General features: G+C 63.9%; 28 protein-coding genes. 9 read left to right on the forward strand and 19 right to left on the reverse strand.

Annotated elements, in window-relative coordinates:
- Positions 1–20: 20 nt before the first annotated feature.
- From lpdA to M9955_04850, 12 genes are all read right to left on the reverse strand, one after another.
- Complete coding sequence (gene lpdA, locus M9955_04795; GenBank protein ID MCO5080961.1) at positions 21–1,424, reverse strand: dihydrolipoyl dehydrogenase; 1,404 nt, start codon at positions 1,422–1,424, stop codon at positions 21–23.
- A gap of 32 nt (positions 1,425–1,456) precedes the next feature.
- Complete coding sequence (locus M9955_04800) at positions 1,457–2,209, reverse strand: SDR family oxidoreductase (GenBank protein MCO5080962.1); 753 nt, start codon at positions 2,207–2,209, stop codon at positions 1,457–1,459.
- The gene (locus tag M9955_04805) at positions 2,206–2,709 is read right to left on the reverse strand and encodes a hypothetical protein (protein ID MCO5080963.1); all 504 of its coding nucleotides are present in this window, start codon (positions 2,707–2,709) and stop codon (positions 2,206–2,208) included. Before M9955_04805 ends, M9955_04800 begins: the two co-directional genes overlap by 4 nt.
- Positions 2,706–3,113 carry an MAPEG family protein gene (locus M9955_04810; GenBank protein ID MCO5080964.1) on the reverse strand — a complete coding sequence of 136 codons (408 nt, stop codon included), beginning with the start codon at positions 3,111–3,113 and terminating at the stop codon, positions 2,706–2,708. The genes M9955_04805 and M9955_04810 overlap by 4 nt, the downstream gene beginning before the upstream one ends.
- A gap of 53 nt (positions 3,114–3,166) precedes the next feature.
- A complete protein-coding gene (odhB, locus tag M9955_04815) occupies positions 3,167–4,438 on the reverse strand; it encodes a 2-oxoglutarate dehydrogenase complex dihydrolipoyllysine-residue succinyltransferase (GenBank protein MCO5080965.1) in 1,272 nt (423 codons plus the stop codon).
- 22 nt (positions 4,439–4,460) lie between these two features.
- A complete protein-coding gene (locus M9955_04820) occupies positions 4,461–7,451 on the reverse strand; it encodes a 2-oxoglutarate dehydrogenase E1 component (GenBank protein ID MCO5080966.1) in 2,991 nt (996 codons plus the stop codon).
- A 102-nt stretch (positions 7,452–7,553) separates the two neighbouring features.
- Positions 7,554–8,456 carry a succinate--CoA ligase subunit alpha gene (gene sucD, locus M9955_04825; protein MCO5080967.1) on the reverse strand — a complete coding sequence of 301 codons (903 nt, stop codon included), beginning with the start codon at positions 8,454–8,456 and terminating at the stop codon, positions 7,554–7,556.
- Positions 8,457–8,464: 8 nt separating this feature from the next.
- Entirely contained in the window at positions 8,465–8,836 is a 372-nt protein-coding gene (locus M9955_04830) for a cupin domain-containing protein (protein MCO5080968.1), read from the reverse strand.
- 4 nt (positions 8,837–8,840) lie between these two features.
- The gene (sucC, locus tag M9955_04835; protein ID MCO5080969.1) at positions 8,841–10,037 is read right to left on the reverse strand and encodes an ADP-forming succinate--CoA ligase subunit beta; all 1,197 of its coding nucleotides are present in this window, start codon (positions 10,035–10,037) and stop codon (positions 8,841–8,843) included.
- A 27-nt stretch (positions 10,038–10,064) separates the two neighbouring features.
- Positions 10,065–11,027 (reverse strand): malate dehydrogenase, encoded by a 963-nt coding sequence (gene mdh, locus M9955_04840; protein MCO5080970.1) that lies wholly within the window; start codon positions 11,025–11,027, stop codon positions 10,065–10,067.
- Positions 11,028–11,300: 273 nt separating this feature from the next.
- On the reverse strand, positions 11,301–12,461 hold the full coding sequence (gene zapE / locus M9955_04845; GenBank protein MCO5080971.1) for a cell division protein ZapE: 1,161 nt from the start codon (positions 12,459–12,461) through the stop codon (positions 11,301–11,303).
- A 31-nt stretch (positions 12,462–12,492) separates the two neighbouring features.
- The gene (locus M9955_04850) at positions 12,493–13,014 is read right to left on the reverse strand and encodes an AprI/Inh family metalloprotease inhibitor (protein MCO5080972.1); all 522 of its coding nucleotides are present in this window, start codon (positions 13,012–13,014) and stop codon (positions 12,493–12,495) included.
- A gap of 257 nt (positions 13,015–13,271) precedes the next feature.
- Here M9955_04850 and M9955_04855 point away from each other — a divergent pair, with 257 nt between their 5' ends.
- The 6 genes from M9955_04855 to M9955_04880 all read left to right on the forward strand — a co-directional run bounded on the left by M9955_04855 (position 13,272) and on the right by M9955_04880 (position 18,618).
- Positions 13,272–13,433, forward strand: coding sequence for a DUF1328 domain-containing protein (locus M9955_04855; protein MCO5080973.1), 162 nt, complete (start codon positions 13,272–13,274; stop codon positions 13,431–13,433).
- Between the two features lie 71 nt (positions 13,434–13,504).
- The gene (gene dapF, locus M9955_04860; protein MCO5080974.1) at positions 13,505–14,386 is read left to right on the forward strand and encodes a diaminopimelate epimerase; all 882 of its coding nucleotides are present in this window, start codon (positions 13,505–13,507) and stop codon (positions 14,384–14,386) included.
- On the forward strand, positions 14,386–15,669 hold the full coding sequence (gene mtaB, locus M9955_04865; GenBank protein ID MCO5080975.1) for a tRNA (N(6)-L-threonylcarbamoyladenosine(37)-C(2))-methylthiotransferase MtaB: 1,284 nt from the start codon (positions 14,386–14,388) through the stop codon (positions 15,667–15,669). Before dapF ends, mtaB begins: the two co-directional genes overlap by 1 nt.
- A gap of 14 nt (positions 15,670–15,683) precedes the next feature.
- A complete protein-coding gene (ftsY, locus tag M9955_04870; GenBank protein MCO5080976.1) occupies positions 15,684–17,351 on the forward strand; it encodes a signal recognition particle-docking protein FtsY in 1,668 nt (555 codons plus the stop codon).
- Positions 17,348–17,995, forward strand: a complete 648-nt coding sequence (locus M9955_04875; GenBank protein MCO5080977.1) for a septation protein A — start codon at positions 17,348–17,350, stop codon at positions 17,993–17,995. The genes ftsY and M9955_04875 overlap by 4 nt, the downstream gene beginning before the upstream one ends.
- Positions 17,996–18,003: 8 nt before the next feature.
- A complete protein-coding gene (locus M9955_04880; protein ID MCO5080978.1) occupies positions 18,004–18,618 on the forward strand; it encodes a pyridoxamine 5'-phosphate oxidase family protein in 615 nt (204 codons plus the stop codon).
- A gap of 11 nt (positions 18,619–18,629) precedes the next feature.
- Here the strand turns inward: M9955_04880 and M9955_04885 are convergent, their stop codons facing one another.
- From M9955_04885 to M9955_04895, 3 genes are read right to left on the reverse strand one after another with little or no spacing between them, the layout of a single operon-like run.
- On the reverse strand, positions 18,630–19,199 hold the full coding sequence (locus M9955_04885; protein ID MCO5080979.1) for an N-acetyltransferase family protein: 570 nt from the start codon (positions 19,197–19,199) through the stop codon (positions 18,630–18,632).
- A 52-nt stretch (positions 19,200–19,251) separates the two neighbouring features.
- Positions 19,252–19,560: a DUF1244 domain-containing protein gene (locus M9955_04890; protein ID MCO5080980.1), complete on the reverse strand. Its 309-nt coding sequence runs from the start codon at positions 19,558–19,560 to the stop codon at positions 19,252–19,254.
- Positions 19,561–19,569: 9 nt separating this feature from the next.
- Positions 19,570–20,379 carry an N-formylglutamate amidohydrolase gene (locus tag M9955_04895; GenBank protein MCO5080981.1) on the reverse strand — a complete coding sequence of 270 codons (810 nt, stop codon included), beginning with the start codon at positions 20,377–20,379 and terminating at the stop codon, positions 19,570–19,572.
- Between the two features lie 286 nt (positions 20,380–20,665).
- Here M9955_04895 and M9955_04900 point away from each other — a divergent pair, with 286 nt between their 5' ends.
- From M9955_04900 to M9955_04910, 3 genes are all read left to right on the forward strand, one after another.
- Complete coding sequence (locus M9955_04900) at positions 20,666–21,085, forward strand: DUF1036 domain-containing protein (protein MCO5080982.1); 420 nt, start codon at positions 20,666–20,668, stop codon at positions 21,083–21,085.
- Positions 21,082–22,524 carry a pyruvate kinase gene (pyk, locus tag M9955_04905; protein MCO5080983.1) on the forward strand — a complete coding sequence of 481 codons (1,443 nt, stop codon included), beginning with the start codon at positions 21,082–21,084 and terminating at the stop codon, positions 22,522–22,524. The genes M9955_04900 and pyk overlap by 4 nt, the downstream gene beginning before the upstream one ends.
- A gap of 210 nt (positions 22,525–22,734) precedes the next feature.
- Entirely contained in the window at positions 22,735–22,902 is a 168-nt protein-coding gene (locus M9955_04910; protein ID MCO5080984.1) for a hypothetical protein, read from the forward strand.
- Positions 22,903–22,981: 79 nt separating this feature from the next.
- On the opposite strand, the gene M9955_04915 is transcribed toward M9955_04910, so the two are convergent.
- The 4 genes from M9955_04915 to M9955_04930 are packed head-to-tail and all read right to left on the reverse strand — an operon-like array spanning position 22,982 to position 25,610.
- Positions 22,982–23,815 (reverse strand): hypothetical protein, encoded by an 834-nt coding sequence (locus M9955_04915; GenBank protein MCO5080985.1) that lies wholly within the window; start codon positions 23,813–23,815, stop codon positions 22,982–22,984.
- On the reverse strand, positions 23,808–24,686 hold the full coding sequence (locus M9955_04920; GenBank protein MCO5080986.1) for a hypothetical protein: 879 nt from the start codon (positions 24,684–24,686) through the stop codon (positions 23,808–23,810). The genes M9955_04915 and M9955_04920 overlap by 8 nt, the downstream gene beginning before the upstream one ends.
- Entirely contained in the window at positions 24,683–25,078 is a 396-nt protein-coding gene (locus M9955_04925) for a phage holin family protein (GenBank protein ID MCO5080987.1), read from the reverse strand. The genes M9955_04920 and M9955_04925 overlap by 4 nt, the downstream gene beginning before the upstream one ends.
- Positions 25,071–25,610 carry a hypothetical protein gene (locus M9955_04930; GenBank protein MCO5080988.1) on the reverse strand — a complete coding sequence of 180 codons (540 nt, stop codon included), beginning with the start codon at positions 25,608–25,610 and terminating at the stop codon, positions 25,071–25,073. The genes M9955_04925 and M9955_04930 overlap by 8 nt, the downstream gene beginning before the upstream one ends.
- Positions 25,611–25,623 lie beyond the last annotated feature (13 nt).

Consider the following 25,623-nt stretch of genomic DNA (forward strand, 5'->3'; position numbering starts at 1 on the left):
CATGTCGAAAGTGCATCGGCTCAGATGTGGATCGACTTGGCGAAGGTGCCGAGCGCGGCTTCTTTCACGGCTTCGGACATGGTCGGATGGGCGTGGCAGGTGCGGGCAAGGTCCTCCGACGAACCGCCGAACTCCATGAGCACCGCCGCCTCGTGGATCATCTCGCCCGCGCCGAAACCGACGATATGGACGCCGAGCACGCGGTCGGTCTTCTTGTCGGCGAGCACCTTAACGAAACCGTCCGTCTTCAGCATAGCGCGCGCGCGGCCATTGGCCGAGAAGGGGAATTTTCCGGCATTGTAGGCAATGCCCTCCGCCTTGAGCTGCTCTTCGGTCTTGCCGACCGAAGCCACTTCGGGGCTGGTGTAGACGACGCCCGGTATGACGTCGTAGTTCACATGCCCCGCCTGCCCGGCGATGGTTTCCGCAACCGCGACGCCCTCGTCCTCGGCCTTGTGCGCCAGCATCGGCCCGGCGATGACGTCGCCTATGGCGTAGATGCCCGCAACATTGGTGCGCCAGTGCGCATCGGTCTTGACGCGACCGCGCTGGTCCAGTTCCACGCCGGCTTCTGCGAGACCCAAACCTTCCGTGTAAGGCTTGCGGCCAGTCGCCACGAGCACGGCGTCTGCCGTGATCGTCTCGGCGGCGCCGCCCTTGACCGGCTCGAAAGTGACCGTCGCGCCCTTCTTCCCCCTGGCCACGGCCGTCACCTTGGCGCCGAGCTTGAATTCGAAACCCTGCTTGCCGAGGAGGCGCTGAAACTGCTTTGCGACCTCGCCATCCATGCCGCCAAGAATCGTATCGAGATATTCCACGACCGTGACCTTGGCTCCCAGCCGCGCCCACACGGAGCCGAGTTCAAGCCCGATGACGCCGCCGCCGACCACGACGAGATGACCGGGCACCTTTTCCAGATCCAATGCGCCTGTCGAGGATAAAATCACCTTCTCGTCGAAGTCGACCTGGACGCCCGGAATGCCGGCGACATCGGACCCCGTGGCGATGACGATGTTCTTCGCCTCGACCTCGCTGACCTTGCCGTCATTGCCGGTGACGGCAACCTTGCCGGCGGCGACGATCCTGCCGGTACCGCGCAGCACGTCGATCTTGTTCTTCTTCATCAGGAAATCGAGACCCTTGGTGTTCTGCTCCACCGTCGTGGTCTTGTGCGCGAGCATCTGCTTGAGATTCAGCTTCGGAGTCACCTCGACGCCGAGAGCGGCGAAGGAGTGCTGAGCCTCCATCAGCATCTCGGAAGCGTGCAGGAGAGCCTTGGACGGAATGCAGCCGACATTGACGCAGGTTCCGCCATGAGTGGGGCGCTTTTCGATCACCGCGGTCTTGAGGCCGAGTTGTGATGCCTTGATCGCGCAGACATAGCCTCCGGGGCCGGTTCCGATGACGACGACGTCGTAAGCCATGCTCACATCCCTCTTTCGATGGTGGCGGCCGTTCAGCGACCGCCGGTTACACTCACCACGCTTCCGGTGACATAGGAAGATGCGCCCGACAGCAGCCACAGAATCGCTTCAGCCACTTCTTCCGCCGTGCCGGCGCGCTGCATCGGCACGGTCGGCGCAAGCTGATACGGGCGTTCGGCGTCCGTGATATCGGCGTGGATATCGGTGATGATCAGTCCCGGCCTGACCGCATTGACCCGTATGCCTTCGGCTGCGAGTTCACGGCCCAGACCCATCGTGAATACGTCGATCGCGCCCTTCGACGCGGCATAGTCGACATACATGCCGCCGCCGCCCAGAGTGGCCGCTGCGGATGAAAGGTTGACGATCACCCCGCCTTCGCCGCCATTGCGGGTCGACATACGCCTGACCGCCTCCCGTGCGCAGAGAAACGAACCGGTGATGTTCACCCGGAACATTCTTTCGATGCGCGCGCTATCCATCTCGTCGAGGCGGGCGGTTCTGCCCGCAATGCCGGCGTTGTTGACGAGGCCACAGAGTCGGCCGTAACGGCGGTCCACCGTATCGAACAGGGCCATGATATCCGTTTCCGAGCCAACATCGCCTTGGACCGCGAATGCCTCTCCGCCCTCGCTTTCGATCGTTCTGACCACCGCTTCGGCGGCATCCTTGTTGGCGGCGTAGTTGACGGCCACACGCCAGCCGGATCGCGCCGCCAGCACCGCAGTGGCCGCGCCTATGCCGCGCGAACCGCCCGTGACGATCAATGTCTTTCGTTCCGTCATTCCTGGCATCCGTTCAGCGCAAAGACATCCCAGGGCGCGCTTGCCTCCACGCCCTGCCAGACCCTCGAAGCGGCGAGCGAAGGGCCGAGGCCGGCAAACAGCAGAAGCTCCGGTGCGGGCTTTCCCTCTGCCGGCAAGGGCGCGATGTTGCCCGCCTTGTCGGAGGCGTAGACGATGCCTTCCCATACCGTGCAGGCGGCAAGCTCCTCTCCGGTGACGTCTCCATCGGGGCACTTGTCCATCAGCATGCCGTAGGGCCGCGGCGTGTCCGCCCTCCACATCACGATGCCGTCGAGAACGATATCGGTTCGGACGAGCATTCGGAACCTGTTGGTGACGGTGGCGCTTTCCCCTGTCGGCGTGAACTCGACGCGCGCGCCGGACTGGATTTCTCCGTAGGTGGCCAGTTCGACCGGACACGCCGCATGCGCCGGCGCTGCGAGAAGCAGGCCCGCCACGAGCGTGCTCGCGCAGGCGGCGGCGCGTTCCGCCATCCTCATGCGAACATCAGCCTGACCAGCATCATCAACAGGCCCGCAAGGGCGACCAGCCACACCAATGTGCGCACGACCGGCACGCCAAGACCATAGAGGACGACGAAGACAATACGTGCGACGAGCCATATCCACGCACCCGTGGCGGCGATGCCGCCCGCCTTGCCGCTCACGACGAGCGCCAGCGCTAGGGCGACGAACGCCGGATAGGTTTCGAGCAGGTTCTTCAGCGCACGGGCGAAACGTCCGGACAGCACGTTGGCCGATTTGCGTTCGGTGTCGCGCGGCCCCATGAGATAGTTCGGCCCGAGGTCGTAGGACGATACGGCCTGCGCCGCGATCTGCACCAGCAGGAGCACGACACTCCAGCCCAGAACCGTGATTTCGGTGGCGTTGAGCGCTTGCTCCATGTCAACTCCTGCTTCGGCGGCATCGCGCCGCCGATGAGTCAGCTCTGCACAGATCAGAGATCGAGAACCAGACGCTCCGGATCTTCCAGCGTTTCCTTGACGCGGACCAGGAAGGTGACCGCCTCCTTGCCGTCGACGATACGGTGATCGTAGCTGAGCGCCAGATACATCATCGGGCGGATGACGATCTGGCCGCCGACCACGACCGGCCGGTCCTGGATCTTGTGCATGCCGAGGATGCCGGACTGCGGCGCGTTGAGGATCGGCGTCGACATCAGCGAACCGTAGACGCCGCCATTGGAGATGGTGAACGTGCCGCCCTGCATGTCGGCGACCGACAGCTTGCCGTCGCGCGCGGCGAGACCGAGCCTGCCGATCTCCTTCTCGATCTCGGCGATGGACATCTGGTCCGCGTCGCGCACGACAGGCACGACGAGGCCCTTGTCGGTTCCGACCGCCACGCCGATATGGGCGTAGTTCTTGTAGAGGATATCGGTGCCGTCGATCTCGGCGTTGACCGCAGGGATTTCCTTCAGCGCATGCGTCACGGCCTTCGTGAAGAAGCCCATGAAGCCAAGCTTCACGCCGTGCTTCTTCTCGAACAGGTCCTTGTACTTGGCGCGCAGGTCCATCACCGGCTTCATGTCCACCTCGTTGAAGGTGGTGAGCATGGCGGCGGTGTTCTGCGCATCCTTGAGGCGGCGCGCGATAGTCTGGCGCAGCTTGGTCATGCGCACGCGTTCCTCGCGGCTTTCGTCGGCCGGGCCGGACGGAATACGCGGGGCTGTCGGCGCCGCGGGAGCGGCGGCCGGAGCCGGAACACCCTTGGCGATGGCGTCGAGCACATCGCCCTTCAGCACCTGGCCGCGCTTGCCGGAACCCTGCACCTGATCGGCGGACAGATTGCTTTCGGCAAGCAGCTTGGCGGCGGCCGGCGCCGGCGGCGCCTTGCGCTCCTCGACCGGGCCTTCGCCGGCGATCCTGGCCGTCTGCGCCGCGGCTTCCTTCGTGGTGGAGGCTGCTGTAGGTGCGGAAGCCTGCGCGACGGCCGTATCCTGCTTCGGTTCGGGTGCCTTGGCGGCGCCGCCGCCGGAACCGATCGTGCCGAGGATCGCACCGAGGCCGACCGTCTCCCCTTCCCTGGCGGTGATCTCCTGCAGCGTGCCGGAGGCCGGCGCCGGAACCTCGACGGTAACCTTGTCGGTCTCGAGTTCGACCAGCGGTTCGTCTGCCTTGATCGCGTCGCCGACCTTCTTGAACCACTTGCCGACAGTCGCTTCCGTCACGGACTCGCCCAGTGTGGGAACCTTGATTTCGGTGGCCATCTGTCTTTTCCGGTTTCTGGGTTTATTCGCCGAGTGCGTCTTCGAGGAGGGCGGCAAGCTGCGCGAGATGCTTGGACATCAGGCCCGTCGCGGGCGAGGCCGCGGCCGGACGCCCCGTATATCTAACGCGCTGATGCTTGGCGTCGATATGCGCCAGCACCCATTCGAGATAGGGATCTATGAAGGACCATGCGCCCATGTTCTTGGGTTCTTCCTGGCACCACACCATCTCCGCGTTGCGGAAACGCGACAGTTCGGTGATCAGCGCCTTCGCCGGGAACGGATAGAGTTGTTCGACGCGCAGCAGATATATGTCGTTGATGCCGCGCTTCTCGCGCTCCTCGTAGAGGTCGTAATAGACCTTGCCCGAACACAGCACGACGCGGCGTATCTTCGAGTCCTTGACTAGCTTGATCGGCTGGTCCGCGAGCAGTTGCGCGTCGTCCCACAGCAGGCGATGGAAGGTGGACTCGCCCGACATTTCGGCCAGCGTCGACACCGCGCGCTTGTGGCGCAGCAGAGACTTCGGCGTCATCAGGATCAACGGCTTGCGGAAGTCGCGCTTCAGTTGCCGGCGCAGGATGTGGAAATAATTGGCCGGCGTCGTGCAACTGGCGACCTGCATGTTGTCTTCAGCGCAAAGCTGGAGGAATCGCTCCAGACGGGCGGAAGAATGCTCCGGCCCCTGGCCCTCATAACCGTGCGGCAGCAGGCAGACGAGGCCGGACATGCGCAGCCACTTGCGTTCGCCCGACGAGATGAACTGGTCGAACACGACCTGCGCGCCGTTGGCGAAGTCTCCGAACTGCGCTTCCCACAGCGTCAGGGCGCGCGGCTCCGCAAGGCTGTAGCCATATTCGAAGCCGAGAACGGCTTCCTCCGAAAGCATCGAGTTGATCACCTCGTATCCGGCCTGTGCGGCCGAGAGGTTGTTCAGCGGGATGTAGCGGTTCTCGTCGCGCTGGTCGTAGAGCACCGAATGGCGCTGCGAGAATGTGCCGCGCTCCGAATCCTGGCCCGACAGGCGGATCGGATTGCCATCGAGCAGGATCGCGCCAAAGGCCAGCGATTCGGCCGTCGCCCAGTCGATGCCCTCGCCGGAGTCGATCGCCTGCCGGCGATTTTCCAGGAAGCGCTGGATGGTGCGGTGGACCTCGAAATCCTTCGGCACCTCGGTGAGCTTCCTGCCGATCTCCTTGAGGGTCTTCATCGGCACGGCGGTCTTGCCAAGCCGGCGTTCGTCCTGATTGTCGGCCGCGCGCAGGCCCGACCATGCCCCGTCCAGCCAGTCCGCCTTGTTCGGCTTGTAAGCCTGGCCGACCTCGAACTCGGCTTCGAGATGGGCACGCCATTCGGCCTTCATCTTGTCGAACTCTTCCGCCGACAGCAGGCCCTCGCCGATGAGCTTGTCGGCATAGAGCTGCACCGTCGTCTTGTGCGAGCGGATGTTCTTGTACATCAGCGGCTGCGTGAAGGCCGGCTCGTCGCCCTCATTGTGGCCGAAGCGGCGATAGCAGAACATGTCCACCACCACCGGCTTGTGGAACTTCATGCGGAATTCGGTCGCCACCTTGGCGGCGTAGACCACTGCCTCCGGATCGTCGCCGTTCACATGGAAGATTGGCGCCTCGATCATCTTCGCCACATCCGACGGATAGGGCGAGGAGCGCGAGAAGCGCGGATTGGTGGTGAAGCCGATCTGGTTGTTGATGATGAAATGCAGCGTGCCGGCGACGCGATGGCCGCGCAATCCGGAAAGGCCCAGTATCTCGGCGATCACGCCCTGGCCCGCAAATGCGGCGTCGCCATGCAGAAGCAAGGGCATGACCTTGGCGCGCTCGTCGAGCGGGACGATCTCGCCGCGTGCACGGCCGAAGAGCTGGTCCTGCTTGGCGCGCGCCTTGCCCATGACGACGGGATCGACGATCTCGAGATGCGAGGGGTTGGCGGTGAGCGACAGATGCACCTTGTTGCCGTCGAACTCGCGATCCGAGGATGCGCCGAGGTGATACTTCACATCGCCGGAGCCTTCTACGTCGTCCGGAGCATAGGAACCGCCCTTGAATTCGTGGAAGATGGCGCGGTGCGGCTTGGCCATCACCTGGCTGAGCACGTTGAGACGGCCGCGATGGGCCATGCCGAGCACGATCTCCTTGAGGCCCATCTGGCCGCCGCGCTTGACGATCTGTTCCAGCGCCGGGATCAGCGACTCGCCGCCGTCAAGCCCGAAACGCTTGGTGCCCTTGTACTTGACGTCGATGAACTGCTCGAAGCCTTCGGCCTCCACCAGCTTGTGGAGAATGGCCTTCTTGCCGTTCGCAGTGAATTCGATGCCCTTGTCCGGCCCTTCGATGCGTTCCTGAATCCACGCCTTTTCCTCGGGATCGGAGATGTGCATGAACTCGACGCCGAGCGTCGAGCAATAGGTGCGCTTCAGGATTTCCAGCATCTGCCGGATGGTGGCGTATTCGCCGAGACCCAGCACGTGATCGATGAAGATCGGGCGGTCGTAATCGGCGTCGGTGAAGCCGTAATTCTCCGGCGAAAGCTCGTTATAGTCCTCAAGCGGCTTGGCTATGCCGAGCGGATCGAGATTGGCGTGCAGATGGCCGCGCATGCGGTAGGCGCGGATCATCATGATGGCGCGAACGGAATCCCGCGCCGAACGCTGCAGGTCCGCCTCGGAAACGGCAGTGCCGCCCGCTGCCGCCTTGTCGCGCATCTTCTTGTCGATGACCTTCTCGACAAGGCCCCAGTTGCCGTCGAGCGCCGAGACCAGTTCACCATTGGCCTGCAACGGCCAGGACGGCCTGGACCACGAGGCGCCGCGCGCGTTCTTGCGGACGTCGCCCGCATCGTCCTTCAACGCATCGAAGAACGCCCGCCACTCGTCGTCGACGGAGGATGGATCGTCCTCATACGCCGCATGCAGCGCCTCGATGTAGTCGGCATTTCCGCCGTATAGAAACGAAGTCAGGGAAAATTGGTCGTTGGCCTGATCGTGTCGTGCCATCTGCCTCTTCGGAGCGACGCTCCGTCTCCTTTTCAGAGTGATCGGTGAACAGTGATCCGTGAACAGCAGTACTACTGCTCACCGTTCACTGTTCACTGCTCACTATCCGTTGATCGCCTCCACCAGCGTCGTGCCGAGACGCGCCGGCGACGGCGATACCTTGATGCCCGCCGATTCCATCGCCGCGATCTTGTCCTCGGCTCCGCCCTTTCCGCCGGAGATCACCGCGCCGGCGTGACCCATGGTGCGGCCGGGAGGGGCGGTGCGGCCGGCGATGAAGCCCGCCATCGGCTTCCTGCGGCCCTTTTTCGCCTCGTCCTTGAGGAACTGCGCGGCATCTTCCTCGGCCGAACCCCCGATCTCGCCGATCATGATGATCGACTTCGTCTCGTCATCCGCCAGGAACATTTCGAGGATATCGATGAACTCCGTACCTTTCACCGGATCGCCGCCGATGCCGACGGCCGTGGTCTGGCCGAGTCCGGCATTGGTCGTCTGGAATACCGCCTCATAGGTAAGCGTTCCGGAACGCGAGACAACGCCCACCGAACCCTTGCGGAAGATGTTGCCCGGCATGATGCCGATCTTGCATTCGTCCGGCGTGACGATGCCGGGGCAGTTCGGGCCGATGAGGCGCGACTTCGACCTGTCGAGCCTCGCCTTGACCTTGACCATGTCCATCACCGGAATGCCCTCGGTGATGCAGACGATCAGCGGAATCTCGGCCTCGATCGCCTCGATGATGGCCTCTGCGGCGCCTGCCGGCGGCACATAGACCACCGAAGCGTTGGCGCCCGTCTTCTCCTTGCCTTCGGCGACCGAAGCGAAGATCGGCAAGGTTTCTCCTTTGGAGCCGGTCCAGTTCGTGCCGCCCTTGGAAGGATGGATGCCGCCGACCATCTTGGTGCCATGATAGGCCAGCGCCTGTTCGGTGTGGAAGGTGCCGGTCTTGCCAGTCAGGCCCTGCACGAGGATCTTGGTGTTCTTGTCAATGAGGATGGACATTATTTCCCCTAAAGCCGCTTGAGGTTCGCGACGGTCAGCTCACTTTTGGCGTTGCCGGTGTTCAGTGTCGTCGCCAGCTCGAACATCAGCACGACGGGTTCTTCGGTGATGGAGCGCGGCCGATGCTCGACGCCGCGCGGGACGACGATGAAGTCGCCTTCGTCCAGTTCGACCTGTCCATCGCGAAAATCGATGGCGATCTTGCCACGCAGCACGAGGAACGCCTCGTCCTCATTGTCGTGTGCGTGCCAGTCGAATACCGCTCCGAACTTGGCGACCTTGGCCTGCGCGTCGTTTATATCGCCGGCGATATGCGGATCGAAGACCTTTGCGATCCTGGCATCCGCGGCTTCGACAAGATTTATCTTGCGCGGTGGCATCGGCTTACGGCTTCCCGACCGCCTTGACGATCTTCTGGGCGGCGTCGTCCAGATCGTCCGCCGGGATGACGTTCAGGCCGCTCTCGCGCAGGATCTTCTTGCCGAGTTCGACATTGGTGCCTTCCAGCCGCACCACCAGCGGGACCTGGAGGCCGACTTCCTTGACCGCCGCGACCACGCCCTCGGCGATGACGTCGCACTTCATGATGCCGCCGAAGATATTGACCAGAATGCCCTCGACCGCCGGGTCGGCCGTGATGATCTTGAAGGCGGCCGTGACCTTCTCCTTCGACGCGCCGCCGCCGACGTCGAGGAAGTTCGCGGGCTCCTTGCCGTAGAGCTTGATGATGTCCATCGTCGCCATGGCAAGGCCCGCGCCGTTCACCATGCAGCCGATATTGCCGTCGAGCGCGACATAGGCGAGGTCGTATTTCGAGGCCTCGATCTCCTTCTCGTCCTCCTCCGTCGTATCGCGGAGTTCCATGATCTCCGGATGCCGGAAGAGGGCGTTGTTGTCGAAGGACACCTTGGCGTCGAGCAGCCGCAGGCGGCCGCTCTTCATGACGATCAGCGGATTGACCTCGAGCAGGCTCATGTCCTTCTCGACGAAGGCCTTGTAGAGCGCCGGAAACACCGTCTCGCCGTCCTTGGCCGCGTCGCCGGTCAGCTTGAGCGCCTCGTTGAGCTTCCTAACGTCGGCCGCCGTGACGCCGGCTTCCGGATCGATCGCGACATTGACGATCTTTTCCGGCGTGTCGTGCGCGACCGTCTCGATGTCCATGCCGCCTTCCGTCGAGACGACGAAGGCGATGCGGCCGACCGAACGGTCGACCAGCAGCGAGAGATAGAGCTCGCGGTCGATGTCGGCGCCGTCCTCGATGTAGAGACGGTTGACCTGCTTGCCGGCAGGACCGGTCTGCTTGGTCACCAGCGTGTGGCCGAGCATCTCGTTGACGTTCGTCACCACTTCGTCGACCGACTTGGAAAGGCGAACGCCGCCCTTGGCGTCGGGGCCGAGTTCCTTGAACTTGCCCTTGCCGCGGCCGCCGGCATGGATCTGGCTCTTCACCACATAGAGCGGGCCGGGCAGGGACTTCGCCGCCTTCTCCGCCTCGTTCGCATTGAGAACCGCGACGCCGTCGGCAACCGGCAGTCCGTAGCCCTTCAGGACCTGCTTGGCCTGGTATTCGTGGATGTTCATGGCTGGCCTCTCGCTTGCTTCGCAGGCTTATTTCAGGCTGGGAGCGATGGTGACGCAGGCGTCGCAGAGCCCCTTCACCGCCGCGACGGATTTTTCGAACATGGCCTTTTCGCCTGCGTCGAAGGCGATCTCCACGATGCGCTCGACGCCGTCGGCGCCGATCACGACCGGCACGCCGACATACATGTCCTTGATGCCGTACTGTCCCGCGAGATGCGCCGCGCAGGGCAGGACGCGCTTCTTGTCCCTGAGATAGCTCTCGGCCATGGCGATGGCGGAAGCGGCGGGCGCGTAATAGGCTGAGCCGGTCTTGAGCAGCGCGACGATCTCGCCGCCGCCCTTGCGGGTGCGCTCGACGATGGCATCGAGCTTCTCCTGGCTGGTCCAGCCCATCTTGACGAGATCGGGCAGGGGAATGCCGGCGACGGTGGAGTAGCGCACCATCGGCACCATGTCGTCGCCATGGCCGCCGAGCGTCATGGCGCTCACATCCTCGACCGAAACGTTGAACTCTTCCGAGAGGAAGTAGCGGAAGCGGGCCGAATCCAGCACGCCGGCCATGCCGACCACCTTGTTCGCCGGCAGGCCGGAGAATTTCTGCAACGCCCAGACCATGGCGTCGAGCGGGTTGGTGATGCAGATGACGAAGGCGTTCGGCGCATATTTCGCGATACCCGCGCCGACCTGCTCCATCACCTTGAGGTTGATGCCGAGGAGATCGTCGCGGCTCATGCCCGGCTTGCGCGGCACGCCGGCGGTGACGATGCAGACATCCGCGCCTTCGATCGCGGAATAGTCGTTGGCGCCACTATATTTCGCGTCGAAGCCATCGACCGGCGAGGATTCGGCGATGTCGAGGCTCTTGCCCTGCGGCACACCCTCGGCAATATCGAAGAGGACGACATCGCCCAGTTCCTTGAGGCCGACGAGATGGGCCAGAGTGCCGCCGATCATGCCGGAGCCGATGAGCGCGATCTTGTTGCGTGCCATGTGACGGAAGTTTCCCTTGTCTGAGCCGTGCCGGACGGCAGATTGAGGCATAAAGGGTGCGGCCAGCGGCCGAAAAAGTGCGATGCCAATAGCTTCCGACTTGGAAAAGATCAACCGGTTATTTTGACATCAAATATTTCAATCGGTTAGACGATTCAGGATTTACGTAAACGTAATTTAGCGTCGCTTTTTTTCTGCATCTTCATCCAGAGTTTTACTGAGATTGTTAATGCGGGATGACACGGGTCCTCCGCCTTCAGCGATCACCACAGCCTAAGCAGCCGCCCGCCATTGCTCAAGCCATTCTGCACTCTGCATTTCGATCAGCCGCGAGGCGGTGCGCTCGAATTCGAAGGCTTCCGTTCCGCTCTTTCCGGCATAGAGCTTGTCCGGGGCCGCGGCGGCGCTCGCGATCAGGCGGGCGTGGCTGTCGTATAGCGTGTCGATGAGCAGGATGAAGCGCTTGGCTTCGTTGCGCTGTCCGTCCGCGAGCACGGGAATACGGTCGATGAGGATGGTGCGATAGCGCGCCGCGATCGCCAGAAAGTCGCGTGCGCCAAGCGGCTTGCTGCAAAGATCGGAGAAGTCGAAACGCGCCACGTCCCCGGCGGCGGCCGGCACCCGGATCTGACGCCCCTTCAGGGAAATCTCCTCCGCGGACGGCGTCCGGCCTCGGATGACGGCCGCCCAGGTCTCGTCCATATGCCGCTCGGTCTGCCCGTCGAGCGGTGTGAGATAAACCTTCAGCCGATCCAGCTTCTCCAGGCGGTAGTCGGTCTCCGAATCCAGCGTCATTACCGTCACGTGACGCTGAAGCGTATCGATGAAGGGCAGGAAAAGCTGTCGGTTCAGGCCGTCTCGATAGAGATTTTTGGGCGCGACATTGGAGGTGGCGACCAGAACGACGCCCTCGGCGAACAGGGCGGAGAACAGACGCGACAGGATCATCGCATCCGCAATATCGGTCACCGTGAACTCATCGAAGCACAGGACCCAGGATTCGGCCGCAAGCTCGCGCGCCACCGGCGGGATCGGGTCATCCTCCGTCACCCGGCCTTCCTTGCGCGCCTGGCGCTGCCGCTGGATGCGGTCGTGAACGTCCGCCATGAAATCGTTGAAATGCGCGCGGCGCTTGCGGCGGACGGGGACAAGCTCGAAGAACATGTCCATCAGCATGGTCTTGCCACGCCCGACGCCGCCATGGACATAGAGGCCCTTGACAGGCGCCTTCTGCTCGCGGCGCTTGCCGAACAGCCAACCAAGCGCGCTCGACTTCTGGGCGAGGCGCTTGCTGGCGATTTCATCGATCAGGCCGTCGAGCGCCGCGACAACCGGAAACTGGGCGGGATCGGATCGAATCTCGCCGGTACCGACCAGATGGTCATAGCGTTGCCGGATGGTGGCGCGCGGCTGGAGCCCGTCGCGAATATGCATGCCAAGGGCTCCGAAGGCAAAGGCGGGAGGATCAGCGGCTCAATGTGATCGCTACGCCACCGGAGGTCTGCCCGTCAAACTTTTCGGGACCGGAGGCGTAGAGGCGCGCGAGCGTGCTGCCGCTCTCGTCGTAAAGCGTCAGCTGCTTGCCGGACACGCTCCACGACTTCACCCCGTCGATCGGCGCGGGACAGCGCAGAGGACCGGCGCGATAGCCCTGACCGAACTTGGTCTGCGGGGTCGCCACCTTGCAGGTCTGGCCGGAAACGCTGGCGTTCCATACGCCGGCAACGCTGCCGGGCGTGAGATCCGGCGCATTCGCGTCCGGTTGCGGGAGAGCCGCGACCTGCGTCTCCGGCGCGGTCGGAAATTCGGTCGCCGAGGGTTGCGGCGTTGCCGGCGGAGGCAATTGCTGGCTGCTCACCTGCCCGGATGGCGCGGCCGGAAGCGGCGCCGGCTGCGTGTTCTCTGATGCGAAGCGCGAGCTCGTGCAGCCGCTTGCGGCGAGCACCGCGAAGGCGGCAGCCAGAACTGCGGTTCTCGTAATCAGCATCAGGGGTCCTCCGTGGACACAGAAAATGGCTTGGCGCCGTTGAGGTCGGCACCACTCAAAAGGATGAAGTTGGCGAAATTTCAACTCTATATGGTTAAAATACGGTGTAGGAGGGTTATGTTCCGTGAAAGTGCGGGCTACCGCTTGTCGAATGTCAACGCGCTGAGGCTCGAACGACGCGCTGTCTGCAAGCGTGGCTCTATGGAACCTCCTATGACAACCGACGTTGAGAGCCGTCGTTCGCGTTGGGGAAAATCATGCTCAAATGGATACTCATCCTGCTGATTGCGGCGGCAGTGCTCAGCCTGCTCGGCTTTCCGCGTCTGGCCGGAGTTGCGGCGACAGGCGCGCGCCTGCTGATTGCCCTCGTTTTGATCCTGTTCCTGCTGGTGCTGCTTGGCCTGATCGTCGTGACGTAAGCGCGGCGGACTGGTAATTCCACGGGCTTTCCGCCATATAGGCCGCAACCGGAACGGAGTGGCCGAGCGGCATGTCGGCACGCGCAGAATTCGCCAAGATGAACGGACTCGGCAACGAGATAATCGTCGCCGACATGCGCGGGCGTGCCGATCGCGTCTCGGCGGCGGCGGCCGTCGCGCTCAATGCCGATCCGGCGACGAAGTTCGACCAGATCATGGCGATCCAAGATCCGAAGACTCCGGGTACGGCCTATTTCGTCGACATCCTCAATTCCGACGGGTCGAAGGCGCAGGCCTGCGGCAACGGCATGCGCTGCGTCGTGCAGGCGCTAGCCGGCGAAACCGGACAGAAGATCTTCACCTTCGAGACGGTGGCCGGCATCATCAATGCCGAGGAGCATGCGGACGGTTCGATCTCGGTCGATCTCGGCAAGCCGCGCTTCGGCTGGCAGGATATTCCGCTGGCTGAGGAGTTTCGCGACACGCGCGCCATCGAGTTGCAGATCGGGCCGATCGACGCGCCGGTGCTGCATTCGCCGTCGGTCGTGTCGATGGGAAATCCGCATGCGATCTTCTGGGTGGATCGGGACGTCTGGTCCTACGAACTCGACAAGTTCGGCCCGCTCCTCGAAAACCATCCGATCTTTCCCGAGCGCGCAAACATCACGATCGCAGAGGTCGCTGCGCGTGATCACCTGATCATTAGAACGTGGGAACGCGGCGCAGGTCTGACGCGCGCCTGTGGTTCGGCCGCCTGCGCGGCGGCGGTCGCCGGCGCGCGCACCGGTCGCACCGAACGCACGATCCGGCTCACTGCGCCGGGCGGTGATCTTCGTGTGGAATGGCGCGCCGACGATCATGTTATCCTCACCGGTCCGGCCGAATGGGAGTTTTCCGGCAGCTTCGATCCGGCCACCGGCGCATGGTCCCGCGCCACGGAAAGCGCGGCCTGATGGGCGTCGATATCGTCACCTTCGGCTGCCGGCTCAACACCTACGAGTCGGAAGTGATGCGGCGCGAGGCGGAAGCCGCTGGGCTCGGCGCGTTGAAGGACGGCGCGGTAATCTTCAACACCTGCGCCGTGACGGCCGAGGCCGTGCGCCAAGCCAAGCAGTCGATCCGCAAGGCTCGGCGTGAAAACCCGAACGTTCGCATCATCGTCACCGGCTGCGCCGCGCAGACGGAGCCGGGCAGCTTCGTCGAGATGGACGAGGTCGATCTCGTGCTCGGCAATGAGGAGAAGCTGAAGGCGCATTCCTATCGCGCACTGCCCGATTTCGGCGTCAACGACACGGAGAAGGCGCGGGTCAACGACATCTTTTCCGTGCGCGAAACGGCCTCGCACATGGTCGACGCCATCGAGGGCCGGGCCCGCGCCTTCGTGCAGGTGCAGAACGGCTGTGATCATCGCTGCACCTTCTGCATCATCCCTTACGGACGCGGCAATTCCCGCTCCGTGCCGATGGGCGCTGTGGTCGAGCAGGTGAAACGGCTGACCGACAACGGCTATGCCGAGATCGTGCTGACGGGCGTCGACATGACCAGCTACGGCGCGGACCTGCCGGGCGCGCCGAGGCTGGGCAAGCTGGTGCGCAGCATTTTGCGGCAGGTGCCGGAGGTGAAGCGGCTGCGTCTCTCCTCCATCGATTCGGTCGAGGCCGACGACGATCTGCTGGAATGTATCGCCACCGAGCCGCGCCTGATGCCGCATCTGCACCTTTCCTTGCAGGCCGGCGACGACCTGATCCTGAAGCGCATGAAGCGCCGCCATCTGCGCGACGATTCCATCCGCTTCTGCGAGGATGTGCGGCGGCTGAGGCCAGACATCGTGTTCGGCGCGGACATCATCGCCGGCTTCCCGACCGAGACGGAGACGATGTTCGAGAACTCGCTGAAGCTGATCGATGAATGCGGCCTGACGCATCTGCATGTCTTTCCGTTCAGCCCCCGCGAAGGTACGCCGGCCGCACGCATGCCGCAGGTCGACCGCCGTGCGGTCAAGGCACGCGCGGCGCGGCTGCGCGAAGCGGGCGACCGTGCGTATGCACGACATCTCACATCCCTCGCGGGAACACCGCAGCTATTGCTGATCGAGCGTGAGGGGTCCGGCCGCACGGAAGGTTTCACGCTGGCCAGCGTGCGGTTCGGCGCCGCGGGCGAGATCGTCGAAGCGTTGATCGCCGGGCATGACGGCAACCGCCTGATTGCCGCTCCGGCCGCCGCGCGGGCGGCTTAAGGGTTTCGTCGCAGATGGCTTTGGGTATCCTCAAGAAGGTCTTTTCCTTCGGCAAGAAGGAAGTGGTCGAGACGCCCGGCCTGCGCACCGACGGCGATGAGCTGAAGCCGCTCGATTCGGCGGTGCTCGAGGCTGCGACACTCGAGGCTGCGACGCTGGAAGGCGAAGCCGCCGTCCGGGCTGAGACCGAAGCAAGACAAGCCGCCGAGGAAGCAGCCCGGAGAGAAGCCGAAGAGAAGGCGGCTCTGGAGGCTGCCGCGAAGGCGGCGGCAGAAGCCGAAAGATTGGCCGAACAGGAACGTCGCGCAGCCGAGGAAGCTGCAGCGCTGCAGGCTGCGGAAGACGAGGCCGCGAGACGGGCCGCCATCAAGCTGGCCGAGGAGGCCGCGACAAGAGCCGAGCAGGAATCGAGACGACTGGCGGAAGCCGCCGCTGCGCAGAAGGCGGCGCAGGCTAGAGCTGCCGAGGCTGCTGCCCGCGAAACCGCCGAAGCTGCCGCAAAGGCCGTGGAGGCGGAGCGTCAGGCCGCAGCCGCACTCGCCGAAAGAGAGGCAGCCAAGGAAAATGTCGCGCGCGAGGCGGCGGTGGCGGCTGCAACGGAAACGCAGAGGCGGGCGGAGCAGGAGCAATCGTCACGCGCGGCGGCGCTCGAACCCACCGCGCAGCCCGTTTCCCCGCGCCCTGCCGAAGGCAAGGTCACCGTCGCCAGAAAGGTCGAGCAGAAGGCTGAGCCTCAACCCGCGGTGCCGGCGCCCGCTCCGCGCCCGTCATGGTTCCAGCGGCTCAGGCAAGGTCTGTCGCGCTCATCGCGCGAGCTGACCAGCAACGTCTCGGGCCTCTTCACGAAGCGCAAGCTGGACGAGGAAACGCTGCAGGATCTGGAGGATGTGCTGATCCGCGCCGATCTCGGCCTCGAGACGGCGTTACGCATCACCGATTCTCTGGCTTCCGGCCGCTACGGCAAGAACGTGTCGGACGAGGAAGTCCGCGCCGTGATGGCCGAGGAGATTGGTAAGGTGCTCGCCCCGGTCGCGCAAGCGCTGGAACTCGACCTGTCGCACAAGCCGCATGTCATCCTCGTGGTCGGCGTCAACGGCACCGGCAAGACGACGACGATCGGCAAGCTGGCGGCAAAGCTCACCGAAGGCGGGCTTTCGGTGATGCTTGCGGCCGGCGACACCTTTCGCGCCGCCGCCATCGAGCAACTCAAAATCTGGGGCGAGCGCACGAAGTCGCCCGTCGTTTCTTCCAAGCTCGGCGCGGATGCGGCGGGGCTTGCCTACGACGCGTTCGAGCAAGCCAGGGCAGCAGGTTCCGACGTGCTCATCATCGACACCGCCGGCCGGCTGCAGAACAAGGCCGAACTGATGGCGGAACTGGAGAAGATCGTGCGCGTGCTCGGCAAGCTCGATCCGGAGGCGCCGCATACGGTGCTCCAGACGGTGGATGCCACGACCGGCCAGAACGCGCTCAATCAGGTGGAGATCTTCCGCAACGTCGCCGGCGTCAATGGGCTGGTGATGACCAAGCTCGACGGAACGGCGCGGGGTGGCATCCTCATCGCCATCGCCGCCAAGCACAAGCTGCCAGTCTATTTCATCGGCGTCGGCGAGCAGGTCGACGATCTCGAACCGTTTTCCGCCGGCGACTTCGCCAAGGCGATTGCAGGGGTGCAGGGATGAACGAACCCATTCTCGAGCGCGACCCCGCCGACCCGCGGAAGAAGGAAATGAACCCGCTTCTGAAGCTCGCGCTCGAACTCGGTCCGCTGCTGATCTTCTTCTTTGCCAACACGCGCGGCGAATGGCTGGTGCAGAAATTCCCGGTGCTGGGCGCCTTCGGCGGCCCGATCTTCCTAGCCACGGGCCTGTTCATGATCGCCACGGCGATCGCGCTCGTGGTGTCCTGGATTCTTGTCAGGTCGCTGCCGATCATGCCGCTTGTGTCGGGCGTCGTCGTCTTCGTCTTCGGCGCGTTGACGCTCTATCTGCAGGATGACGTCTTCATCAAGATGAAGCCGACCATCGTCAATACGCTGTTCGGCGGTGTGCTTCTGGGCGGCCTCGCTTTCGGCAAGTCGCTGCTCGGCTATGTTTTCGATTCCGCCTTCAAGCTCGACGCCGAAGGATGGAAGAAGCTCACCTTTCGTTGGGGCCTGTTCTTCCTCTTCCTGGCTTTTGCCAACGAGATCGTCTGGCGCAATTTCTCGACCGACGCCTGGGTGGCGTTCAAGGTCTGGGGCATCATGCCGATCACCCTCGTCTTCACCTTGAGTCAGATGCCGCTGATCATGCGCCACTCCGCTGACGAAAACGCCGGCAAATAGAGGAACCCATGGAGTTCATCAGCACAAGTGAGGAACTGCGCGAGCACTACAAACCAGCCTCCGACGGCTCGCTGAAGAAGGAGATGCGGACGCTCGACGCGCATGTGCGAAAATTTCTCGCCAACAGCCCCTTCGTGCTGATCGGCACGTCGGACGGCAGCGGCAATGCCGACGTGACGCCGAAAGGCGACAAGCCCGGCTTCGTCACCGTGCTTGACGACGCAACCATCGCCATCCCCGACCGCCCCGGCAACAATCGGCTCGACACATGGGAAAACGTGCTCGTCAATCCGGCTGTGGGGCTACTGTTCCTTATACCCGGCATGAACGAGACGCTCCGGATCAACGGCACCGGACGGATCACCGTCGACGGAACGCTACGTGAGCGCCTTTCCGCCGAAGGCAAGGCGCCGCTCAGCGTGCTGGTGGTCGAAATACGCGCCGTATACATGCATTGCGCCAAGGCATTCATGCGCTCCCAGCTCTGGCAGCCGGAGACATGGCAGCCGCGTTCGGCCATGCCGACGCTGGGCGAGATCCTTAAGGACCAGATCAAATTCGCCGAAAGCGCAGCCTCGAAGGACCGCTGGCTGGACGAGGTCTACAGACAGGAAATGTGGTGAGGTCGCGAGGTTCAGCGGGTTTCCCTGAACCGCCTTTCCGGAAGCGATTGCGGGTCCGGATCTGATTGACGACCTCCGTTGATCGACAACTGCATCAGGACGGTGTCCAGCCAGCGGCCGTGTTTCCAGCCTGTCGCCTCAAGCGTGCCGCAATGCCGGAAGCCCAGCCTCTCATGCAGCTTCACCGAAGCGCTGCTCGGTGATCCGTCGCCGATGACGGCAAGGATCTGGCGGAAGCCGAGGCGTTCGCATTCCGTGATCAGGGAGCCCATCAGCACCCTGCCGATACCTGCTCCCCTCGCTTCCGGTGCCACATAGATCGAATTCTCGACGATGAAACGATAGGCGGGCCGCGTGCGGAAGACGCTGGCATAGGCATATGCCAACACAAATTCGCCCCTGGCCGCGACGAGATAGGGATAGCCGCTGTCTGTGGTCGCACTGAAGCGCGCCGCCATCTCCTCGATCGATGGCGGCTCCAGTTCGTACGTGGCGGTGCCGTTCAGCACGGCGTCCGCATAGATGGCGGTGATGCGCGGCAGGTCGTCGATCCGGGCGGGCCTCATGTCGAAATCAGGCATTGGTTGCTCGCGGGGAATGCCTCAATCCGGGCAGAAGCGACGTACCCGCAACTCAATGATCCTTCGGCCGCCGCGCTTCGAACAGGGCTTTCTTGGCTTCCGACGTTTCCGTCTGGTATTTCTTCTGCCACTCGGCATAAGGCATGCCGTAGACGATTTCCCGCGACGCATCCCTGTCGAGATCGACGCCAGCCGCGCTGGCGGCATCTCGATACCAGTTCGACAGGCAGTTGCGGCAGAAGCCGGCGAGGTTCATCAGGTCGATATTCTGCACGTCGCTGCGTTCGCGCAGATGCTGCACCAAGCGGCGGAAGGCGGCCGCCTCGAAATCGCGCTGCTGTTCGGGCGTGAGGTCGGACATGGCTGGCTCCTATATCACAGAGTCGAACGGCCCGGTCCGCGAGCCGAATTTGCGGCGCTCGTGTATGTCGGGCCGGGCATTCACCGCCTCGACGATCGGCGCGAGCCGTTCGGCCCATTGGTCGGCGCCGGCATCGTCGGCGATCAGATCCTGCCGTATCTCGATGAGCGCATGCGCAAAGCCGTTGACGATGGCGTGCCGGAACATGGTATCGCCGCGCAAAGCCCCGTCATAGGGCTCGTTGTCGCCGACCACGAGCGCCGCGTCCTTTGACAGCAGGTCGATCAGCGCGCGCGGCGCGCGATCGTCGAGATCCCACAATATGCCGACATGCCACGGCCGCTGCTGACCCTGCATCGACGGCGTGAATGAATGGATCGAGAACACGAAAGGCGCCGCACCGGTAGCTGCATGCACCGAGGCGACCAGAGCGCCGACGGCGTCGTGATAGGGCCGGTAGAAGAGATCGAGCCGGCGCTCCCGTTCCTCCGCCGTCATCGGATAGTTCCCGGGAACCACCGTGCCGTCATAGAGCTGTCGGATAAGCGTCGGATCATCCTCGCCGCGATTGGGATCGATCAGGAGACGGGAAAAATTCGCCATAAGCGCCGGCGCGCCGGTCAATTCGGCCAGCCTGCGGGTCACCCGCTCCACCCCGATATCATAGGCTATGTGGCGGTCGAACTCAGCCTGCGGCAAGCCAAGGTCGCCATATTCGTCCGGCAGCGCGCGCCCGGCATGATCGGCGAGCAGCACCAGGCCGCGCCCGCGGTCTCCCTCGATCATCTCGAAGGGCCGAAAGACAACGGTACGCACCATGAAAGAAATGCCCTGCACGGCGGAATGCCGCAATCACAACCGTGAGACAGGCCGAATGTCGTCGTTTTGTCAATCTTTTCTCCGACATCGGCGCCATGGGATCATGCGCGGCAACACGCTCTAAATCGATTGGAACGAGCGGAAGCGCGCGTTGACATGCACGCCGACTTTTCCGAAAAGGGTCACCACGATGCCGATGTCACGCTGGAGGGGTTGGGAATTGCAGCCGCGGCGCTTTGCTGAGCGACTATCTTATGCCTCCCTCGGCCTTCTCGCGGCCGTTTGCGTGCTACCGGCGCTGGGGACAACGGCTGCGCTTGCCGACTTTCGCGTCTGCAACGGCACGCAGAGCCTCGTCGGCGTCGCGATAGGATATCGCGCGGCAGCCGGCTGGGTGACGGAGGGCTGGTGGCATATCGCCGGCTCAAGCTGCAAGACGCTTATCGAAGGACCGCTCTCGTCGCGCTATTTCTATCTCTACGCCGAAGACGCCGAAAAGGGTGGCCGCTGGGACGGCCCCGTCAACATGTGCGTGGCCGACAAGGAGTTCAAGATCAACGGCGTCAACGATTGTTTTGCCCGCGGCTTCCAGCGCGCCGGCTTCCAGGAATACGACACTGGCGAGCAGGCGAGTTGGATGGTTCAGCTTTCCGGCGAAGCAGAACCGGGCGGCGAAGCCGCTCCCTCGGGAACTGAAGGTCAATGAGACGCAACCGCAGGGTCAAGATTCTCGCCACGCTCGGTCCGGCTTCCTCTTCCGAGGAAATGATCGGCAAGCTGTTCAATGCCGGCGCCGACGTCTTCCGCATCAATATGAGCCACACCGATCACGACGCCATGCGGGCGCTCGTTGCGCGAATCCGCAAGATCGAGGCGGAGGTGGGCCGGCCGATCGGCATTCTCGCCGACCTGCAAGGACCGAAACTGCGCGTCGGCAAGTTCCGGAACGGCAAGGAGGAGCTGGTCGTCGGCCAGACCTTCACGCTGGACGACAATGCCGAACCGGGAGACGCCACGCGCGTCTACCTGCCTCACCCTGAGATCCTGACCTCCGTGCAGGCCGGCGACAGGCTGCTGATCGATGATGGCAAGCTCGAACTGAAGGCGATCAAGTGCGACGGCCGCTCGATCGTGACGACGGTGGTCGCCGGAACGCGAATCTCCGACAAGAAGGGGGTGAGCCTGCCGGATACGGAGCTGCCGGTCGGCGCATTGACCGAAAAGGACCGCGCCGATCTCGATGCGGTTCTGGAAACCGGCGTCGACTGGGTGGCGCTCTCCTTCATCCAGCGGCCAGACGATCTTGCCGAGGCGCGCAAGATTGCGCGTGGCCGTGCGCTTCTGATGTCGAAGATCGAGAAGCCGCAGGCCGTCGCCAGACTGGCGGAGATCATAGAGCTCAGCGATTCGATCATGGTCGCGCGCGGCGACCTCGGCGTCGAGATGCCGCTCGAACAGGTGCCCGGCATCCAGAAGCAGATCACGCGCGCTGCGCGCCGCGCCGGCAAGCCGGTGGTCGTGGCGACGCAGATGCTGGAATCGATGATCACCGCGCCTGTGCCGACGCGCGCCGAAGTATCCGACGTCTCGATCGCCGTTTTCGAGGGCGCGGACGCCATCATGCTGTCGGCCGAATCCGCTGCCGGGCAATATCCGGTGGAGGCGGTCGCCACGATGGACCGCATCGCCACGCAGGTCGAGAAGGACCCGCTCTATCCGGGCATCATCAACGCGCAACGCAGCACGCCCGAGGCGACCGGGCCCGACGCGATATCCCTTGCCGCCCGCGAAATCGCCGAAACGCTGAAGCTCGCGGCGATCGTGACCTATACGGCCTCGGGCAACACCGGACTGCGCGCGGCGCGGGAACGGCCGCAGGTGCCGATCATCGCGCTCTCGCCGATCAAGAGCACCGCACGGCGTCTGTCGCTGCTGTGGGGAACCCATTGCGTCGTGTCTCCGGACGCGACGGACCTCGACGACATGGTTGACAGGGCTTGCCGGATCGCGCGCGAGGAGCAGTTCGGCGACGCTGGTGACCGGATCATCATTACCGCAGGCGTGCCGCTCAGAACGCCGGGCGCCACCAACATGCTGCGCATCGCCTATATCGGCGAGGCAGGCGCTCCTGCCGGGCAGCCCTGATCTTTAGCTGGATATCTTCCTTCGCGGCGATCACCCGAAAGAACGCCGTATGTCCTCAGACAACCGTGAAATATTTTTAGCCGTTATGCACTCAATGCATTGCTGCGTTGCAATATGAATTATTGCATCGCACAATACAGCACACCATCTTTGCATCGGGAGGAACAACCTCGCCGCCGAAAGGCAGCATAGACCAGGGGATCTGTTCCGATGTTTGCATCGATCGTCAAGAATGTCCGTCAGCGGGTTGCAAAGCGCCAGCGCTACAACCGCCTCACGGCCGAAATCCTCAGCATGAGCGACCGCGACCTCGCCGATATCAACGGCAATCGCACCGACATGCTCCGCTACGCCTATCGCGAAGTATACGGCAGCTGAGTTCCCGTTTCCGGACAAGCGTAAATTGGCGGCGGTCGAGGACGACCGCCGCTTCTCCTTCCAGCCATGCTGGTGATGCCTAGTCCACCGGCTCGTTCTGCCGACGCTGATAGAGAACTGCCATAGCCGCGCCGAGAGCGATCCCGGCGGCACCCAACAGCAGGGTGTCGGTTCGCAACACCTTGCCGCGCGTGTCGACCTCTTCCTCGCCATCGTCGAAAAGATCATCCATGGCAGGCTCTTCCTCGTCTTGGCTGACGAAACGGCCGAGCGGTGTGCGCGCAATGGCCGCCTTCGCCTCGTCAGCCAGCGATGAAGCCTTGTCCCTCGCCTCCCCGACGAGTTCGGAGGCGCGATCCCTGGCCTCGTCGATCATGTCCGCCGCCTTGTCTTGCGCATCCGCAGCCAGCGCCGCTGCCCTTGTTCTCGCGTCGCGTACGAGTTCGGCAGCCTTTTCCTCCACACTCCTGCCCGCCTGGCGACCGAGTTCGGCGGCTTGTGAACCCAGCTCTCCGGCCTGAGTTTTCAGATTTTGCTTCGCGCGTTCCAGTTCATCGCCCCGCCGCCCGGACAGCGAAGCGTCGACGGGAGTGCGTAGGAGGCTAAAGAGCCCACCGCCGACAAGCGCGATCGCAATCGGCGGACGGCGCAGGAAATGCCAGGCGAGGCCGGCGCCGATCACCAGTGCCGCGGCAGGATTGGCCACCGCCTTTTCCCTGATCGTTTCGACCACGGAACGGCTCCGCGCCCGCGCCTCCTCGACGAAGCTGTCGCGCTTTTCAAGCGCCGCCTGCTTGAGCGTTTCCGGCAGATCGGTCAGCCCGCCCGGCGCACGCAGCGCTGCGATGTCACCCATCAGTTTGGCGCGTGCCGTCTCGGCCTCGCGCTCCAGCTTTCTCAGATCTTCAGCCATCACGCGCGCCCTGATCATCCTCACGCGCCGCATTGCCATCGCCGGCGTCACACGAGGCGTTGCGATGAGGCCGGACCTCATTCTCCGTCACTTTCTCGTCAGAGGACCGCTTTGCCGAACGTGATGCGGCCGCCTTTCCGCGTCCTGCCTTGGCGCGCCCGCCCGACGCGCCCTTCTTCTGCGTTCCCGCTCCGGCCTGCCCACGGCCTGCGGCAGGCTTTTCCGCCGACATGAATTCGTCGCTGAACGTCTCCGCGACATCGAGCGCCGCCTCCTTCAGGCCGTCCGGTGTGAGGCCGTGTTCCTCAGCAACCTCGGCCGCGCGTCTTCGTGTCCGATCCGCAGCGCGCTTGAGACGCCGGCGAGCATCATCAGCAGCTTCGCCGATGCGTTCCCCCACGGGAGCGAATGCGCGCCTTTCCACACGTGAACCGGGAAGCGCAGCCGCGATCAGCGCGCCCGCCGCGATACCGATGAGGCCGACAGTAAGAGGCTGCTGGGCAAGCATGCGGTCGACCGCATCCGATGCGCCGCCCCGCACACCCCGCATCGCCTCGCCCGTCCGTTGCGCCGCAGCACGACGCGCGTCGTCGGCATAGCTCACGGCTTCCTCCGCCGAATGGGCCATCCTTCCGGCGACATCGGACGCATACGCCCGCGTCACGCCGAACAATCCGCGGGCATCATCCTCTTCGGCGTGACGCCCTCTGCGCCGCGCCCGGCCAGTGGCACGAGGCAGATCCTCTTCTCCGCGCAACCTGTGCGCCGCAGCGCCCACGCCGCGCATCAGCAGCGCGCAGCCGGCGGCAAACAGCAGCGCGCCTTCGGGGCTCCGTTTCGCTGCGGCGACGACACGATCCAGCACGCTCATGACAGTTGCTCCTTCGTCGATTTGATATCTTGCTTGATCTGGTTGATTGCCCGCTCCGGAGCCATGCCGGCGGTCGCATCCGCCCTGCCCTTGAGGAAGCAGCCGAGGCCCACGATCGCCAGAACTGCCGCGACCAGCAGACAGGCCCAGTGCGGAGCCATGCCCCAGGCGATCAGGCCGAGCACGATTGCCTGAATGACGAGCAGCGCCGCCAGCAATGCCAAAAGGCCGGCCACCGACATCCACAATCCGGCGCGCAGGGTTCGCGCGATGTTGTCGGCGATCTCGGCCTTGGCCAGCTTCAGCTCTTTCTGGAAAAGGTCGACGGCGTCCGTCGCGACATCCGTCAGCGATTGCAGAAGCGCCGACGCCTTCGGCGCTTCGTCAGCCATTGCGGCTTCTCCGTTTCTTGGCGGCGGGCCGGGCGGGCTGCGTCGGAACCGAACTGTTGCCCAGAGCGCGCATGACGACGAAACCCGCCAAGGCCGCCAAGCCGAAGGTCACCAGCGGCTGGCGGCGGGTAAAATCGGCGGCTATGCCCACCACCTGATCGACCGTCTTGTCGCGCACCTCTTCGGCGAAGGCATCGATACGATCGGCCATGGAGCCGACGAGGCCGGCGACATGGGGCAGCGTCTCACTCATGTCGTCCGCAGCAAGCCGCGTCGAACTCGCCACCTGGCTCATCATCGCCGCGCCGCGGTCGACCTGCTCATCGAGCATGCCGTGAACCCGGTCCGTGATGCTGGAGGCCCCTTCGCTCGCCGCCTGCAGCACGGAATCGGTCGCCTGGAAGGCGAAGGAAGATGCCCGCGCGGCGGTGCTTTTATGGGCACGCGTCGATGCTTTTCGGGTCGATGGCTTGCGTCGCCCGGCAGCGGTATCCGGCGCAGAGGATTTCTGGGTTTTGCTTGTCTTGCTCATCTCTCCCTCCATT

It is taken from the genome of Rhizobiaceae bacterium (assembly GCA_023953845.1).
In the GTDB taxonomy this organism is placed as follows: Bacteria; Pseudomonadota; Alphaproteobacteria; order Rhizobiales; family Rhizobiaceae; genus Arvimicrobium.

Bases quoted from the DNA above. Each gene is read 5' to 3' on its own strand.
- mdh (MCO5080970.1), bottom strand. From the start codon at position 11,027: ATGGCACGCAACAAGATCGCGCTCATCGGCTCCGGCATGATCGGCGGC.
- M9955_04895 (MCO5080981.1), bottom strand. From the start codon at position 20,379: ATGGTGCGTACCGTTGTCTTTCGGCCCTTCGAGATGATCGAGGGAGAC.
- zapE (MCO5080971.1), bottom strand. From the start codon at position 12,461: ATGCATATTCGCGACGGGCTCCAGCCGCGCGCCACCATCCGGCAACGC.
- sucD (MCO5080967.1), bottom strand. From the start codon at position 8,456: ATGTCCATCCTCATTGACAAGAACACCAAGATCCTCGTGCAGGGCCTG.
- M9955_04925 (MCO5080987.1), bottom strand. From the start codon at position 25,078: ATGGCTGACGAAGCGCCGAAGGCGTCGGCGCTTCTGCAATCGCTGACG.
- M9955_04930 (MCO5080988.1), bottom strand. From the start codon at position 25,610: ATGAGCAAGACAAGCAAAACCCAGAAATCCTCTGCGCCGGATACCGCT.
- dapF (MCO5080974.1), top strand. From the start codon at position 13,505: ATGTCGGCACGCGCAGAATTCGCCAAGATGAACGGACTCGGCAACGAG.
- sucC (MCO5080969.1), bottom strand. From the start codon at position 10,037: ATGAACATCCACGAATACCAGGCCAAGCAGGTCCTGAAGGGCTACGGA.
- M9955_04855 (MCO5080973.1), top strand. From the start codon at position 13,272: ATGCTCAAATGGATACTCATCCTGCTGATTGCGGCGGCAGTGCTCAGC.
- M9955_04805 (MCO5080963.1), bottom strand. From the start codon at position 2,709: ATGAGGATGGCGGAACGCGCCGCCGCCTGCGCGAGCACGCTCGTGGCG.
- mtaB (MCO5080975.1), top strand. From the start codon at position 14,386: ATGGGCGTCGATATCGTCACCTTCGGCTGCCGGCTCAACACCTACGAG.
- M9955_04920 (MCO5080986.1), bottom strand. From the start codon at position 24,686: ATGAGCGTGCTGGATCGTGTCGTCGCCGCAGCGAAACGGAGCCCCGAA.
- M9955_04830 (MCO5080968.1), bottom strand. From the start codon at position 8,836: ATGCCACCGCGCAAGATAAATCTTGTCGAAGCCGCGGATGCCAGGATC.
- lpdA (MCO5080961.1), bottom strand. From the start codon at position 1,424: ATGGCTTACGACGTCGTCGTCATCGGAACCGGCCCCGGAGGCTATGTC.
- M9955_04880 (MCO5080978.1), top strand. From the start codon at position 18,004: ATGGAGTTCATCAGCACAAGTGAGGAACTGCGCGAGCACTACAAACCA.
- M9955_04800 (MCO5080962.1), bottom strand. From the start codon at position 2,209: ATGACGGAACGAAAGACATTGATCGTCACGGGCGGTTCGCGCGGCATA.
- M9955_04915 (MCO5080985.1), bottom strand. From the start codon at position 23,815: ATGGCTGAAGATCTGAGAAAGCTGGAGCGCGAGGCCGAGACGGCACGC.
- M9955_04810 (MCO5080964.1), bottom strand. From the start codon at position 3,113: ATGGAGCAAGCGCTCAACGCCACCGAAATCACGGTTCTGGGCTGGAGT.
- M9955_04910 (MCO5080984.1), top strand. From the start codon at position 22,735: ATGTTTGCATCGATCGTCAAGAATGTCCGTCAGCGGGTTGCAAAGCGC.
- M9955_04890 (MCO5080980.1), bottom strand. From the start codon at position 19,560: ATGTCCGACCTCACGCCCGAACAGCAGCGCGATTTCGAGGCGGCCGCC.
- ftsY (MCO5080976.1), top strand. From the start codon at position 15,684: ATGGCTTTGGGTATCCTCAAGAAGGTCTTTTCCTTCGGCAAGAAGGAA.
- M9955_04875 (MCO5080977.1), top strand. From the start codon at position 17,348: ATGAACGAACCCATTCTCGAGCGCGACCCCGCCGACCCGCGGAAGAAG.
- M9955_04820 (MCO5080966.1), bottom strand. From the start codon at position 7,451: ATGGCACGACACGATCAGGCCAACGACCAATTTTCCCTGACTTCGTTT.
- odhB (MCO5080965.1), bottom strand. From the start codon at position 4,438: ATGGCCACCGAAATCAAGGTTCCCACACTGGGCGAGTCCGTGACGGAA.
- M9955_04885 (MCO5080979.1), bottom strand. From the start codon at position 19,199: ATGCCTGATTTCGACATGAGGCCCGCCCGGATCGACGACCTGCCGCGC.
- pyk (MCO5080983.1), top strand. From the start codon at position 21,082: ATGAGACGCAACCGCAGGGTCAAGATTCTCGCCACGCTCGGTCCGGCT.
- M9955_04850 (MCO5080972.1), bottom strand. From the start codon at position 13,014: ATGCTGATTACGAGAACCGCAGTTCTGGCTGCCGCCTTCGCGGTGCTC.